This is a genomic window from Pyruvatibacter mobilis (assembly GCF_012848855.1).
In the GTDB taxonomy this organism is placed as follows: Bacteria; Pseudomonadota; Alphaproteobacteria; order CGMCC-115125; family CGMCC-115125; genus Pyruvatibacter; species Pyruvatibacter mobilis.
On sequence record NZ_CP051630.1, the window covers coordinates 2,167,954 to 2,181,769 of the forward strand.

14 protein-coding genes and 2 riboswitches are annotated in these 13,816 nt (G+C 64.4%); of the genes, 9 read left to right on the top strand and 5 right to left on the bottom strand.

Features of this window, described 5'->3' with window-relative positions:
* Window positions 1-51 precede the first annotated feature (51 nt).
* The 9 genes from smc to HG718_RS10135 all read left to right on the top strand — a co-directional run bounded on the left by smc (window position 52) and on the right by HG718_RS10135 (window position 8,067).
* Window positions 52-3,510, top strand: coding sequence for a chromosome segregation protein SMC (gene smc / locus HG718_RS10095; protein WP_160588497.1), 3,459 nt, complete (start codon window positions 52-54; stop codon window positions 3,508-3,510).
* Between the two features lie 75 nt (window positions 3,511-3,585).
* The gene (locus HG718_RS10100; protein WP_160588302.1) at window positions 3,586-3,918 is read left to right on the top strand and encodes a hypothetical protein; all 333 of its coding nucleotides are present in this window, start codon (window positions 3,586-3,588) and stop codon (window positions 3,916-3,918) included.
* A gap of 39 nt (window positions 3,919-3,957) precedes the next feature.
* The gene (locus tag HG718_RS10105; RefSeq protein WP_160588304.1) at window positions 3,958-4,398 is read left to right on the top strand and encodes an SRPBCC family protein; all 441 of its coding nucleotides are present in this window, start codon (window positions 3,958-3,960) and stop codon (window positions 4,396-4,398) included.
* A 425-nt stretch (window positions 4,399-4,823) separates the two neighbouring features.
* A complete protein-coding gene (locus tag HG718_RS10110) occupies window positions 4,824-5,120 on the top strand; it encodes an AtpZ/AtpI family protein (RefSeq protein ID WP_027840793.1) in 297 nt (98 codons plus the stop codon).
* A gap of 92 nt (window positions 5,121-5,212) precedes the next feature.
* Window positions 5,213-5,968, top strand: a complete 756-nt coding sequence (locus HG718_RS10115; RefSeq protein WP_036264341.1) for a F0F1 ATP synthase subunit A — start codon at window positions 5,213-5,215, stop codon at window positions 5,966-5,968.
* 113 nt (window positions 5,969-6,081) lie between these two features.
* Entirely contained in the window at window positions 6,082-6,309 is a 228-nt protein-coding gene (locus HG718_RS10120) for a F0F1 ATP synthase subunit C (protein ID WP_027840791.1), read from the top strand.
* 66 nt (window positions 6,310-6,375) lie between these two features.
* Window positions 6,376-7,005, top strand: coding sequence for a F0F1 ATP synthase subunit B (locus tag HG718_RS10125; protein WP_244617752.1), 630 nt, complete (start codon window positions 6,376-6,378; stop codon window positions 7,003-7,005).
* A gap of 12 nt (window positions 7,006-7,017) precedes the next feature.
* A complete protein-coding gene (locus tag HG718_RS10130) occupies window positions 7,018-7,512 on the top strand; it encodes a F0F1 ATP synthase subunit B family protein (protein ID WP_036264339.1) in 495 nt (164 codons plus the stop codon).
* A gap of 156 nt (window positions 7,513-7,668) precedes the next feature.
* Window positions 7,669-8,067, top strand: a complete 399-nt coding sequence (locus tag HG718_RS10135; protein WP_027840788.1) for a GFA family protein — start codon at window positions 7,669-7,671, stop codon at window positions 8,065-8,067.
* Between the two features lie 81 nt (window positions 8,068-8,148).
* Here the strand turns inward: HG718_RS10135 and HG718_RS10140 are convergent, their stop codons facing one another.
* The 5 genes from HG718_RS10140 to gcvT form a co-directional block, all read right to left on the bottom strand.
* Complete coding sequence (locus tag HG718_RS10140; protein ID WP_160588306.1) at window positions 8,149-8,718, bottom strand: nucleotidyltransferase family protein; 570 nt, start codon at window positions 8,716-8,718, stop codon at window positions 8,149-8,151.
* A gap of 286 nt (window positions 8,719-9,004) precedes the next feature.
* Entirely contained in the window at window positions 9,005-10,522 is a 1,518-nt protein-coding gene (gene gcvPB / locus HG718_RS10145) for an aminomethyl-transferring glycine dehydrogenase subunit GcvPB (protein ID WP_160588308.1), read from the bottom strand.
* The gene (gcvPA, locus tag HG718_RS10150) at window positions 10,519-11,865 is read right to left on the bottom strand and encodes an aminomethyl-transferring glycine dehydrogenase subunit GcvPA (RefSeq protein ID WP_160588310.1); all 1,347 of its coding nucleotides are present in this window, start codon (window positions 11,863-11,865) and stop codon (window positions 10,519-10,521) included. Before gcvPA ends, gcvPB begins: the two co-directional genes overlap by 4 nt.
* A complete protein-coding gene (gene gcvH, locus HG718_RS10155; RefSeq protein ID WP_160588312.1) occupies window positions 11,865-12,242 on the bottom strand; it encodes a glycine cleavage system protein GcvH in 378 nt (125 codons plus the stop codon). The genes gcvPA and gcvH overlap by 1 nt, the downstream gene beginning before the upstream one ends.
* Before the next feature lie 33 nt (window positions 12,243-12,275).
* Entirely contained in the window at window positions 12,276-13,409 is a 1,134-nt protein-coding gene (gene gcvT, locus HG718_RS10160; RefSeq protein WP_160588314.1) for a glycine cleavage system aminomethyltransferase GcvT, read from the bottom strand.
* Between the two features lie 67 nt (window positions 13,410-13,476).
* Window positions 13,477-13,586, bottom strand: a riboswitch (glycine riboswitch).
* A 1-nt stretch (window position 13,587) separates the two neighbouring features.
* Window positions 13,588-13,703, bottom strand: a riboswitch (glycine riboswitch).
* Between the last annotated feature and the right edge of the window lie 113 nt (window positions 13,704-13,816).

The window sequence follows — 13,816 nt, forward strand, 5'->3', positions numbered from 1 at the left end:
ATCATGGGTGCCCATTCGGGGACATTCCGGCCTGCCGGAATGACTGACGCCTTGAAACTGAACCGCCTCCGCCTGACCGGCTTCAAGTCCTTCGTCGAACCCACCGAACTCGTGATCGAGAGCGGGCTGACAGGCGTGGTCGGGCCCAATGGCTGCGGCAAGTCCAACCTGCTGGAAGCGCTGCGCTGGGTGATGGGCGAAAGCTCCTACAAGTCCATGCGCGCCTCCGGCATGGACGATGTCATCTTCTCCGGCACGTCCGGCCGCCCGGCCCGCAATATGGCCGAAGTGGTGCTGGCAATCGACAATGCCGGCCGTACCGCGCCTGCCGCCTACAATGATGAAGACGTGATCGAGGTGTCGCGCCGCATCGAGCGTGAGATGGGGTCTGCCTATCGCATCAATGGCTCCGATGCCCGCGCGCGTGACGTGCAGACCTTCTTTGCCGATGCCTCCACCGGTGCCCATTCGCCTGCCCTCGTGCAGCAGGGGCAGATCGGCCGCATCATCTCCGCCAAGCCCACCCAGCGCCGCCAGATCCTGGAAGAGGCCGCGGGCATTTCCGGCCTGCATGCGCGCCGCCACGAGGCGGAGCTGCGCCTGCGCCAGGCGGAGACCAATCTCGAGCGCCTTGACGATGTGATGGGCCAGATCGAGACCCAGCTTCAGAGCCTCAAGCGTCAGGCCCGCCAGGCCACCCGCTTCCGCAATGTGTCACGCGACATCCGCCGGGCTGAAGCCATGGCGCTCTATCTGCGGCACAAGGTGGCTGCGGATGTGGAGCAGACCCACGTCATCGGCCTGCAGGAAGCGGACCGCGCGGTCGCGGCGGCCACCGAGGAGACAGCCCGCACCTCACGTGTGCAGTTTGAAGCCGGTGAAAAGCTGCCGGAGTTGCGCGAGACCGAGGCCCGCGCAGCGGCCGCCTTCCATCGCCTGACGGTGGAGCGCGATACCATTGCCAATGAAGCCCGGCAGGCAGAGCAGGCGCTGGAGCGTCTGTCCAACCTGCTGCGGCAGATCGAGGCTGACCTAGAGCGCGAGCGCGACGGCATCAAGGACACGTCTGAAAGCCTTGAAGCCCTCACCGCCGAAGAAGCTGAATTGCGCCAGGCGGATGAAGGCTCCGACGAAGCACGCGAGCGCGCCCAGGCTGAAGTCACCCGTCTCACCGAGGCGCTGGCTGAGAAGGAAGCCGGGGTCGAGGAACTGTCGCGCGAGCTGGCCGACCTTTCAGCACGCCGTCAGGCCCTGATGCGCCGGGTGAACGAGAACAAGGCCCGCTACGAAAAGCTGGTGACCACCCGCACGCGGCTTGCCAATGAGCGCGAGGAAATTGCCCGCTCAGATGATGTGCAGGCTGCCATGGCCGGCCGCCGCGCGGCCGTTGACCGTGCGCGTGAGGCCGTGCGCGCGGCGGAAGCCGCAGCCCAGGATGCCGAGCGCGCCCGGACGGATGCAGCCACCGCTGAAGAGCAGGCCCGCCCGCCGCTGTCGGCCGCTCAGCAGAAGCAGAGCAAGATGGAGGCCGAAGCCTCCGCGCTTGCTGATCTGCTGCGCGTCGCTGACGGTGATCTGTGGCCGCCGCTGATCGACAGCGTGTCCGTGCGTCCGGGCTTCGAGGCAGCCCTCGGGGCCGCGCTGGGCGAAGACATTGAGCAGCCCGCTGACGAGGCCTCGCCGGTTCACTGGCACACCCTGCCCGCTATCGATCAGCCCAGGCCGCTGCCGGAAGGGGCCGAGCCGCTGTCCACCTATGTGGATGGTCCGGCGGCCCTGCAGCGCAGGCTCTCCCATGTGGGGCTGGTGGACAAGGCCATTGGCCGCAGCCTGCAGGCGCAGCTGCAGCCGGGTCAGCGCCTTGTCTCCAAGGAAGGGGACATGTGGCGCTGGGACGGGTTCACCGCCGCAGCCGAAGCGCCCACGGCGGCCGCCCAGCGGCTGGCACAGCGCAACCGTCTTGCCGAACTCGATGCAGAGCTTGAGACCGCACGCGCGGAGACCAAGCGCCTGCAGGACGCACACGAGGCTACCCGTCAGGCCGTGAAGGATGCGCAGTCGCGGGAGAACGCCGTTCGCACCGAGTGGAAGTCCGCCCAGGGATCGCTGACCGCCGCGCAGGATGCCCTGGCGGCTGCCGAAAAGGCCGCCTCCGCCCAGATCACCCGCCTGGCAGCGGTCGACGAGGGTCTGGCGCGCACGGCGGAAGACATCGAGGAAGCCCGCCAGGCGCTTGATGCAGTCAACAAGGAAGCCGAGGACCTGCCCGAGGAAGGGGCAAAGCGCGAGGCGTTTGAAGCCATGCGCGCCGAGGTGCAGCAGCTGCGTCAGGATGCGTCCCATGCACGCGCCGCGTTTGACGGGCTGGCCCGCGAAGTGCAGCAGCGCAAGCAGCGTCTTGGCGCCATCGCCCAGGAGCGCACGCGCTGGCAGGGCCGCCTTGAAACAGCGAACAAGCAGATCGAGACGCTGGAAGAACGCCTGGCGTCGACCCGCGCGGAGCGTGAAGCCCTTGAGGGCGTGCCCGCGCAGGTGGAAGAAAAAGCCAAGGCGCTGATGGACAAGCTGTCCGAGGCGGAAACCACCCGCAAGGAAGCCGCCGACGCGCTGGCAACCGCCGAGAATGAGCTGCGCGCGGCGGACACCGCCAACAAGGAAGCCAACGACGCCCTGGCCAAGGCGCGCGAGACCCGGGCGCGCATCGACGCCATGCTGGAAGGCGCGCGCAACCAGGTGGCGGAAGCCGCCCGGCAGATCCAGGAAGCCTTCGAATGCGCCCCGGCACAGGTGCTGGCCGCCGGTGAGATCAGCGCCGACGAGGAACTGCCGCCGCTTGAGGACGTGGAGCGCAAGCTTGAACGCTACAAGCGCGAGCGCGAGAACATGGGCGCGGTCAATCTGCGTGCCGAGGAAGAAAGCCGCGAGGCAGAAGAGCAGCTTGAGTCCATGCAGAATGAGCGTGGCGATCTCGAGCAGGCCATTGCCAAGCTGCGCCAGGGCATCGGCAGCCTCAACAAGGAAGGCCGCCAGCGCCTGCTGGATGCCTTCGGCACGGTGAACGACAATTTCAGCCGCCTGTTCACCCGCCTGTTCGGCGGCGGCACCGCGCATCTGGAACTCGTGGAATCAGATGATCCGCTGGAAGCAGGGCTCGAGATCTTCGCCCGCCCGCCGGGCAAGCGTCTTACCACCCTGTCGCTGCTGTCCGGTGGCGAGCAGGCGCTGACGGCCATGTCGCTGGTGTTTGCGGTGTTCCTGACCAACCCGTCGCCGATCTGTGTGCTCGACGAGGTGGACGCCCCGCTCGATGACGCCAATGTGGAGCGCTTCTGCAAGCTGCTCGAGGACATGCGCACCGAGACTGAAACCCGCTTCCTGGTGATCACCCACCATCCGCTGACCATGGCCAACATGGACCGGCTGTTCGGGGTCACCATGGCGGAGCCGGGCGTCAGTCAGCTTGTGTCGGTCGACCTTGCAGGCGCTGAAGCTATCCGCGAAGCCGGCTAGACTGGGGTTGTCTGGGGCAAGGCTGGACGAAGCAGACCAAAGACTGTCACGCTTCCCGGATCAAGGGAGGCAATCATGGTGGCAGAGAAGAAGTCTGACGACATCTATGTGGAGTTGCCCGACGGTCTCAACCGGGCTCAGGTCATGGCCGCGGTTGAGCGTGCGGCCGCATCGGTGGGGATCTACATCTCCCATATCGGTGGATACTCCCGGAAAAAGTACCCCGGCTCGGTGCATTGGCACTTCAAACGCACACCCAAGGAACGCGGGCTGATTGATGCAACCTACTGGGATGTGAAGCAGCTGTTCTGGCTGATGATCCGTCACCGCGAGCCGCAATGGGTCCACAGCATGGCCCCGCGCCTGCGACGGGCATTGGCAAAGGAATTTGCAGCACCGGTCGGCTGAGTGTTGCTCCGTCCATCCCCCGCAATGAATTGGGAAACAATGCCAAGTCTCAACCTGTCCTCGGTCATCGCCTGCCCGCCGCGCCGTGTCTTCACGACGGTGGCGCATCTGGGCGAGTTCGCTGCTGCCGTCCCCAGCATTACCCGCGCCTCCTGCCTCGGCACCACGGAGGAAGGCGTCGGCGCGCGCTGGGAAGTCTTTCGCGAAATCAGCGGTGTCGAGCGTTCGACGGTGTTCGAGGTTGTGGAATACGAGCCGGACAGCTGGGTGCGTATTGTCTCCGAGGCGGGCGGCGCCACCTGGGACGCGGGCTTCGAGGTGACGCCTGACGGTCGCAGGACGGCCCTTGCCCTGTCGCTGGAGGCACGGGCGAAGGGCATCGCGGCCCGCATGAGCCTGCCGGTGATCCTCGGCGCTGCAAAGGGTGCCTTCGCCAAGGACCTGGACGCGGTGAAAAGGCACTGCGAGAGCGCCAAATAGGGCTTTCAGGCCAGTATTTTCAACATTTTGCGGGGGCAGAATCCCTTTCCTGCCGCAATGCAGCAGCCGCGTGCTGAGATGCCGCCTGCGACTCTTTGGCCACCCGCTTTTTTTGCAATGAAATCAATCGGTTAAATGCTCCCCAGCCTTGCTTGACAGGGGGTTGGGGCGAAACTATGGTGCGCGCGACTTCAAGCCCGGCTGTGGCGTCTTTCGCAGTTTGTGGCGGGAAATCCCTTTAACGCTCATCCGAGTGGTTCGTTCGGGCGCCCGCGCCCTTAGACGGCAAGGCAGGTCATCAAGGCAGTTTGCAAGGTTTTTCAGCAGCTTACGGCGTTTGCGCTCTGAGCCGCTCACTGACCTTGCCGGGAATTGCCGGGCATGTGTGAACACCTCACCTTGCCGGAGACAGACAGGCCAAAGCCATGACCGAGCCAGACAAGAGCCGTGAGGATTTCGACCGCCGCCTGACGCAAGCGCGCAACCGACGGGCAGACGGGGGCCAGACGAACCGGCAAACGGCTTTCGGCCAGGCATTCCGCCTCTCGAGCGAGATGGTTGCGGGTGTGCTGGTCGGCGGGTTCATCGGCTGGACACTGGATAAATGGCTGGGGACGACGCCCTGGCTCCTGCTGGTGTTCTTCTTCCTCGGCGTCGCTGCCGGCATCCTCAATGCGGTGCGCGCAGCCCGGGAGATGAACGCTGGCGCAGACGAGACTTAGCTCGCCGATAGCGGGCCGTGATTTGAACCCGCCCCAGGGCGGCAATGTGTTGACCCGCCCCGAGGGCGGCAAAGTGGTGGTAAGAGGCGAAAATGGCTGCTCCAGCTGAACCGGGTGCATTTCCTGTAGATCCGATGCATCAGTACGAGATCGTGCGTCTGCTGCCGATCGAGCTGGCCGGCTTCGATGCCTCCTTCACCAACTCCGCCATGTGGATGGTCGCCTCCGTTGCCGCCATCTCGATCTTCATGATCTTCTCTGTCTCCTCCCGCGCGCTGGTTCCCGGCCGCTGGCAGTCGATGGCGGAACTCTCCTACGAATTCGTGGCCAACATGCTGCGCCAGAACACCGGCTCCGAAGGCCAGCCCTTCTTCCCGTTCGTGTTCTCGCTGTTCATGTTCATCCTGTTCGCCAACATGTTTGGCCTGCTGCCCTATTCCTTCACCGTCACCAGCCACATCGCCATCACCTTCGCGATTGCGCTGTTCGTGATCGTGGGCATCACCCTGATCGGCCTGTTCAAGCACGGTCTTGGCTGGTTCAAGCTGTTCGTGCCGTCCGGCGTGCCGGTCGTGCTGCTGCCGCTGATCTCGGTGATCGAACTGATTTCCTACCTGACCCGTCCGCTGAGCCTTTCGGTACGTCTGTTCGCCAACATGCTGGCGGGCCACACCATGCTGAAGGTGTTCGCCGGGTTTGCGATCATGCTGGGCTGGGCGGGCGTTGCCCCCTGGGCCTTCATGGTGGCGTTCACGGGCCTTGAGGTGCTTGTCGCCTTCCTGCAGGCCTATGTGTTCGCCATTCTCACCTGCATCTATCTCAACGACGCGCTGCACGTTCACCACTAAGAGGCAACTCTGACGGGCCGTCCGGGCTCGCGTCATTCACTTCGACTTCGACCTTCCGGGATCCGCCATCTCCAGTTTTGCGGCGGGGACCACAACTCTCAAGGAGACTTCAAATGGAAGCGGAAGCTGCAAAGTACGTCGGTGCCGGTATTGCCTGCATCGCCCTTGCTGGTGCCGGCCTTGGTATCGGTAACATCTTCGGTAACTACCTCGCCGGCGCCCTGCGCAACCCGGCCGCCGCTCAGGGCCAGTTCCCGAACCTGCTGCTCGGCTTCGCCCTGGCGGAAGCCACCGGCCTGTTCGGCCTCGTGGTCGCCATGATGCTGCTCTTCGTGGTCTGAGTTCGCTTTTCACCAAAGCGTCTTTCAAGACTTTAGAAGACCAGTAGACGGAAAGGGTCAAAGAGCATGGCGGACACGTCCATGACCGAAAACCAGTACGAAACCATCGTCGTTGCCCAGGCGGGCACCGGCGAGGGCGCCGTGCTGGCGATCGGTGAACAGGCGGAAGCCCAGCTGGGGATTGCGCAGGAAGACGAAGCGCATTCCGGCGGCATGCCGCAGCTCGACTTTTCCACCTACGCTCCGCAGCTGATCTGGCTGGCGCTTACTTTCGGCGTTCTCTATCTCCTGATGTCACGCGTGGCCCTGCCCCGCGTGGCTCAGGCGCTGGAGGCCCGCCGTGACCGTATCGCCAACGATCTCGATCAGGCCGCTCAGCTCAAGGCGGAGACCGACGCAGCCATTGAGGGCTATGAAACGGCACTGGCGGAAGCCCGCGCCAAGGCCCATCAGATTGCGTCTGAAACCCGCGAAGAGCTGGCGCGTGAAACCGACGCGCTGCGCGAGAAGCTGGAAGCCGAGCTGGACCAGAGGCTGGAAGCAGCCGAGGCCCGGATCAAGCAGACCAAGACGGAAGCCATGAGCAATGTGCGCGGCATCGCCTCTGATGTCGCCACGGCTGTCGTGGCCCAGCTTGGGGTTTCCGGCGTTGATGCCGCAAAGATCGCTTCTGCGGTCGATGCGGAACTGAACTAAGGAGAGCCAGTCATGTTGTCACTGCTGTCAGACGGCACCTTCCTGACCGCCCTCTCCTTCGTGGCCTTTGTTGGCCTGCTTCTTTATTTCGGCGTGGCCGGCAAGGTCACTCAGGCCCTGGATGCCCGCGCCGATGCCATCAAGGCTGAGCTGGAAGAAGCCCGCAAGCTGCGTGAAGAAGCGCAGGCCCTGCTGGCCCAGTACCAGCGCAAGCAGCGCGACGCCGAGGAAGAGGCCCAGGAGATTGTCTCCCAGGCCCGTCACGAAGCCGAGCGCCTGGCTGCCGAAACCCGGCAGAAGCTTGATGAGCAGGTCGCCCGCCGCACTGCCCTGGCGGAACAGAAGATCGCCATGGCTGAAGCACAGGCCGCTAAGGAAGTCCGGGATGCAGCCACCGAGGTTGCCATCACCGCCGCTGCCAAGGTGCTGGCCGACACCAATGACGCCTCCCGCCAGGACGCGCTCATTGATCAGAGCCTCGAGCAGGTTCGCCAGCGTCTGGTCTAAGCCTCACGAGACACCACAACCTGAAAAAGCCCTGCCCTCGCGGCGGGGCTTTTTTGTTGCCCGGATGTGGTGCCAGGTCTCACGAAGCGCATTGCCCGACTCATTATGTTCCACTAATGTTCTTTTCCTGATCGAGTTATGGGGAGAAGGCACAGGATGATCGAAGGAAGCTGCTGTTGCGGGGCCGTGAGGTTCGAACTCGCAAATCCGCCCTCCATGATGGGCATGTGCCACTGCTCGCGATGCCGCAAGGTCGGCGCAAGCGCGATGGTCTTCATCAAGAAAGACGACCTGACCTGGGTCTCAGGCCGGGACAATGTGGCGGTCTACGCACCCGAGGCGCCCTATAAATACGCCCGGTGCTTCTGCAAGACCTGCGGCACCTCGCTGGGGGAAATCCTGTCTGAAGAAGACAGCTTCCCGATCTCGGCCCACACGCTGGACACGCCGCTGGAGATCACCAACACCTTCCATGAGTTTGTCGCTGAAAAGCCGACGTGGTCGCAGATCGGCGATGACGCCAAGCAGTTTGACGGACACCCGACGGCGTCCTAGCAGGTCAATCGGGATGGTGTCCCTGCCGCAGCAGCAGAGAGTGCACCGGCAGGCCGTTCGCGGAGATGATGCGGATTTACTTTATCCGCCCGCTGCCGGCACCACATGCACCTCCGGCCACATGGCGTGCCAGCGGGCTGACTTTGAAGTGTAGTGCTCAGCGGAAAAATTGCCGCTGGGGTTTGGACGGACCCGCATCCCTGTCAGGTCATCCAGGCCGTCCGGGGCGTAGAGGCGCTCTTTGCCGTCAAGCGATACACCCACCTTGCAGGCCACCGCCAGAAACCGGTCAATGCCCTCGCAGGAGGACCGGAGTGGCGGATAATCGACGCCGAAATGGTCCTCATACCAAAGATGCACCCGCGCCTGATTGCGCAGCTCGATCTCGGCATCGAGGTCCGCCAGTACCTGTCCCACCCGCCGGATCTGCGCGTCCTCCGCCTCATAGGACGTGTCCGGATCAAAATAGAAGATGTCGTAGTCCTTGATGCCGTGATCGGGCGCTCGGCCTGTAAGATGGTTCCACACGGTCTGGAACAGGCTGCCGGAGACAAGCCATGCGTCGGGCAATCCCAGATCAGGTACCCCGTCAAGGATCGCGGCATTGATCGGGTTCTGCCGGATGCAGGCGATGAAGTCAGCCTCAGTCATCCCGCAAGCCTACGCCGATTCCCGACTGCGCTGCGTGCGATCCTTGAGCCCCCGTAGCCCCTGGCTTGACCCGGGGCCTACTCGCATCGCCTAAGAGCCGCAGGGAGTGTGGTTTGGGGACAGGCCGCCCAAGCCACCAACTCCATACACGCTTCGACAAGCGGCACGGCGAGTGGACCCCGGGTCAAGCCCGGGGATACGGGGAGGTTGATAATCCCAACACCTCAACACCGCTATCCCTCCGGCTTGACCGGAGGGTCTCCTAGGCGTGCTTCAGCGCCCTGCCCTATTCCGCAGCCTGAGCCGGCGCCGGAGGCGTCCAGCGGAGGATGGGTTTGCGGGCGGCGGCTGTCTCATCCAGGCGGCGGCGCGGGGTCAATTCGGGTGCATTGGTGAAACGCTCGGTCTCGCCCGCTTTGGCGGCCCGCGTCAGCTCGCGCATACACCCGATAAAGACGTCGAGGGTGGATTTCGACTCGGTCTCCGTCGGCTCGATGAGCATGGCGCCGTGCACGACGAGCGGGAAATAGACCGTCATCGGATGATAGCCCTCATCGATCATCGCCTTGGCGAAGTCGAGGGTTTCAACGCCCGTGCCCTTGAGGAAGCGGTCATCGAACAGGGCCTCATGCATGCAGGGGCCTTCAAAGCTCGCACTCATCACGTCCTTGAGCGACGCCAGCACATAGTTGGCGTTGAGCACCGCGTCTTCCGCCACCTGGCGCAGTCCGTCTGAGCCGTGGCTCATCATGTAGGACAGCGCGCGGACGAACATGCCCATCTGGCCGTGGAAGGCCACCATGCGGCCGAACGGGTCAGCGTCTGACGCCGCTTCATCTTCGATCAGCCGCAGCTTATCGCCCTCTTTGACCACGTAAGGCAGGGGCGCGAAGGGCGCCAGCGCGTCGGACAGTACAACGGGGCCTGCACCCGGGCCGCCACCGCCATGGGGGGTGGAGAAGGTCTTGTGCAGGTTGATGTGCATGGCGTCGACACCAAGATCACCCGGCTTCACGCGGCCGACAATGGCGTTGAAGTTGGCGCCATCGCAGTAGAAATAGCCGCCGGCATCATGCACCGCGTCGGCAATCTTGCGGATGTCGCGTTCGAACAGGCCGCAGGTGTTCGGGTTGGTGAGCATGATGCCCGCCACGTCCTCGCCCAGCTTGGCCTCGAAGGCGGCCAGGTCCACGCGGCCATCTTCCGTTGCCGGAATGGCGTCCACCGAAAAGCCACAGGCCGCAGCCGTTGCCGGGTTGGTTCCGTGGGCGCTTTCGGGCACCAGCACGCGGGTGCGGGTGTCGGCCTCACCGCGCGCCTCAAGGGCGGCACGGATTGCCATCAGACCACACAGCTCGCCATGGGCGCCCGCCTTGGGCGACATGGCGACAGCGGGCATTCCGGTCAGTTCCATCAGCCAGCGGCCGAGTTCGCTCATCAGTTCCAGCGCGCCGGGCACGGTGGATTGCGGCTGCAGGGGATGCACATCGGCAAAGCCCGGCAGGCGCGCCATCTTCTCGTTGAGGCGCGGATTGTGCTTCATGGTGCAGGAGCCGAGCGGGTAGAAGCCCGCATCGATCGAATAGTTCTTCTGTGACAGGCGCACGAAATGGCGCATCACTTCCGGCTCTGACAGGCCCGGCAGGCCGATTGCGCCCTTGCGCGCCATGCCGTTGAGGCGCGGGGTCACGCCTTCGGGCTCCGGCAGGTCAACGCCGCAAGCGCCGTCCCGGCCGCGCTCGAAGATCAGTGCTTCTTCATAGACGAGGCCGCGATGGCCGGTATGGGTCTGCTTGTTGCTCATGACAGCACCTCCGCCAGCGCAGCCTTGTAGGCAGCGCGGTCTGCGTCCGTGTTCACCTCCGTGGCCGCGACGATAATCAGGTCACGGACGGCCTCATTGCCCGGCATCAGGCGCGAGGCAGGCACCCCGCCCAGCACACCCTTTTCCGCCAGCGCGTCGATGACCTCGACGGCGGGCTTGGGCGTGCGGATGGTGAACTCGTTGAAGAAGGCCTGCGTCAGCACATCGACGCCTGCCACCTGCTCCAGGTCGCCTGCCAGCTTGCAGGCGCTTTCGTGGTTGAGCGCGGCCAGCCGCGTAAAGCCCTGCTCGCCCAGCAGCGACAGGTGGATGGTGAAGGCCAGGCAGCACAGGCCCGAATTGGTGCAGATGTTGCTCGTCGCCTTCTCGCGGCGGATATGCTGCTCGCGGGTGGAGAGCGTCAGCACGTAGCCGCGGCGGCCATCCACATCCACCGTTTCACCGGCGAGGCGGCCAGGCATCTGGCGCACATATTTCTGCCGCGTGGCGAACAGGCCCACATAGGGGCCGCCGAAATTAAGCGGGTTGCCGATGGACTGGCCTTCGGCCACCACGATGTCCGCGCCCATCTCGCCCGGTGCCCTGAGCGCGCCCATGGAGACGATCTCCGGGATCGCGACGATCAGCAGCGCGCCCTGCTCATGGGCAGCGGCGGCGATGGCCGACAGGTCCTGGATGTTGCCGAAGAAATCCGGGTACTGAACGACAACGCAGGATGTCTCGCCGTCGATCTGTGCGGCAAGGTCTTCGGTGCCCGTTACGTTGGCTTCAAGGGCCACCACGGCATCACCGGCAAATCTCGAGTTTGTCTCGATCACCGCCCGGTAATGCGGATGCAGATTTCCGGACAGCACCGCCTTGGTGCGGCGGGTGACGCGGTGCGCCATCTGCACGGCTTCGGAGCAGGCGGTGGAGCCGTCATACATGGAGGCATTGGCCACCTCCATGCCGGTCAGCAGGGCAACCTGGGTCTGGAACTCGAACAGATATTGCAGCGTGCCCTGGCTGATCTCCGGCTGATACGGCGTGTAGGAGGTCAGGAACTCAGACCGCTGGATCAGATGATCCACGGTCGCGGGCACGTGGTGCTTATAGGCGCCCGCGCCCACGAAGAAGGGCACGGTGCCCGCAGATACATTCTTTGCCGCCATCGCGGAGAGCGCGCGTTCGACCTCCAGCTCGCCCTGGTGGGGCGGCAGGTCGAAGGCATGGTCGATGCGCGCGGCTTCCGGCACGTCGACGAACAAATCATCAATGGACTTGGCGCCGATGACGCCCAGCATCTGCTGGCGGTCATCCGCGGTCAGCGGCAAATAACGCATCAGTCGAGCTCCGACAGGTAGGTCTTGTAGGCGTCTTCGGACATCAGGCCGTCCAGCTCACCGGCGTCCGCCAGCTTCAGCTTCACGAACCAGCCTGCGCCGGTGGCATCTTCGTTTACGCCGGCGGGTGCGTCCGCCAGCGTTTCGTTCACTTCCACGACTTCGCCGGACACAGGCGCGTAGACTTCGGATGCCGCCTTCACGGATTCGACCACGGCGGCCTCATCGCCCGCCTTCACGGCCTTGCCCACATCCGGCAGTTCCACATAGACCACGTCGCCCAGCTGCTCCTGGGCATAATCGGTGATGCCGACGGTGACCGTGTCACCTTCGATGCGCACCCATTCGTGGTCCTTGGTGTATTTGGTTTCAGCCATTGGATGAGATCCCCTTGGAAAAGACGTGAAGCGTTACTTTGCGTAGCGGTGCGGGGCGAAGGGCATCTTCGCCACCTTGGCGGGGCGCGGCTTGCCGCGCACCATGAGGTCCAGATCGGTGCCGGGTTTGGCATGCCCGGCCGCCACATAGCCCATGGCCACCGGGCCATCGGCTGTCGGGCCGAAACCGCCTGAGGTGATTTCACCCACCACGGTGCCGCCGGCATGAATTTCGGTGTGGGCGCGGGCCGGTGCCTTGCCTTCGGGCAGGATACCGACACGCTTGCGCGCCGGGCCGTCTGCCAGTTCCTTCAGGATACGCTCCGCACCCGGAAAATCTCCTGCTTCGCGGCGGTGCTTGGGTATGACCCACGCAATGGCCGCCTCCACCGGAGATGTGGTTTCGTCGATATCGCTGCCATAGAGGCACAGGCCTGCTTCCAGCCGCAGGCTGTCGCGCGCGCCGAGGCCGATGGGTTCCACCTCTTCGTGGGCCAGCAGCGCGCGGGCCACGTCCTCTACCTTGTCGGCAGCGACGGAAATCTCGTAGCCGTCCTCACCCGTATAGCCCGAGCGGCTGAGATGCAGATCAATGCCGTCAAACGTGCCGCTGGCGGCTTCCATGAAGCTCAGCCCTGCGGCCTGCGGGCAGTGGCGGGCCAGCACGTCGGCAGCCATTGGCCCCTGCAGGGCCAGAAGCGCGCGGTCGTCCCGCGTTTCAAGCCGCACACCGTCGGGCAGGCGGCTTTTGATATGCGCGTAGTCAACATCCTTGCGCGCGGCATTCACCACCAGCATCAGCCGGCCATCATCGTCCTCGGAGGTGGAGCGCGTGACCATCAGGTCGTCGATGATGCCGCCTTCATCCGTCAGCAACACCGTGTAGCGCTGCTGGCCGAGGCCGAGACCGCGCATGTCGCCGGGCACCAGCGCTTCAAGCGCCCCGGCGGTCGTGTCGTGATCCGGGCCGATGAGGAAGGCCTGTCCCATATGGCTGACATCGAACAGCCCGGCCTTTGCGCGGGTGTGCAGATGCTCGCCGAGCACACCCAGCGGGTATTGCACGGGCATGTCATAGCCGGCGAAGGGCACCATCTTGCCGCCCAGTTCGATATGCAGGGCGTGCAACGGCGTCGTCTTGAGATCGTCGGAATGAATGTCAGCCACGTGGGGTCTTTCAACAGAATCGGTTGGCGGCCATCCTGTCCGGGAGGTCTCCCGGGCGAATGACGCCCCCTCTGTCGAAGACCTGAGAGATTCACCCGCTGCGGTTTATCGCGGCTGCGGCGGGTTTACTCCGTCGGTGAGGACCGGACCAAGAGCCCGGGCCTGCTTTCCAGAGTGTCATCCCCACGCGGTCCTCGGTGCCTGAGAGTTTCCGGGGCGGTTGCTCCTTCGGCGCTTTCGGGCAGTCACGGCATGGGCTGCGACCGGCCCGTCAGTCTCTCCCGCGCAGGTTAGGCTGACGTCGGCGATGATAGGTGGGGTCTGAGCAGAGTCAATCGCAATAGCAGCTCACCGGCGCGCGGGCACAGGATTGCTGCCATGCAGCAACGCAGCAATACGCGCCCGGA

Coding starts and splice junctions, on each gene's coding strand:
- HG718_RS10100 (WP_160588302.1), top strand. CDS start 3,586: ATGGTGGCAGAGAAGAAGTCTGACGACATCTATGTGGAGTTGCCCGAC.
- HG718_RS10105 (WP_160588304.1), top strand. CDS start 3,958: ATGCCAAGTCTCAACCTGTCCTCGGTCATCGCCTGCCCGCCGCGCCGT.
- HG718_RS10110 (WP_027840793.1), top strand. CDS start 4,824: ATGACCGAGCCAGACAAGAGCCGTGAGGATTTCGACCGCCGCCTGACG.
- HG718_RS10115 (WP_036264341.1), top strand. CDS start 5,213: ATGGCTGCTCCAGCTGAACCGGGTGCATTTCCTGTAGATCCGATGCAT.
- HG718_RS10120 (WP_027840791.1), top strand. CDS start 6,082: ATGGAAGCGGAAGCTGCAAAGTACGTCGGTGCCGGTATTGCCTGCATC.
- HG718_RS10125 (WP_244617752.1), top strand. CDS start 6,376: ATGGCGGACACGTCCATGACCGAAAACCAGTACGAAACCATCGTCGTT.
- HG718_RS10130 (WP_036264339.1), top strand. CDS start 7,018: ATGTTGTCACTGCTGTCAGACGGCACCTTCCTGACCGCCCTCTCCTTC.
- HG718_RS10135 (WP_027840788.1), top strand. CDS start 7,669: ATGATCGAAGGAAGCTGCTGTTGCGGGGCCGTGAGGTTCGAACTCGCA.
- HG718_RS10140 (WP_160588306.1), bottom strand. CDS start 8,718: ATGACTGAGGCTGACTTCATCGCCTGCATCCGGCAGAACCCGATCAAT.
- gcvPB (WP_160588308.1), bottom strand. CDS start 10,522: ATGAGCAACAAGCAGACCCATACCGGCCATCGCGGCCTCGTCTATGAA.
- gcvPA (WP_160588310.1), bottom strand. CDS start 11,865: ATGCGTTATTTGCCGCTGACCGCGGATGACCGCCAGCAGATGCTGGGC.
- gcvH (WP_160588312.1), bottom strand. CDS start 12,242: ATGGCTGAAACCAAATACACCAAGGACCACGAATGGGTGCGCATCGAA.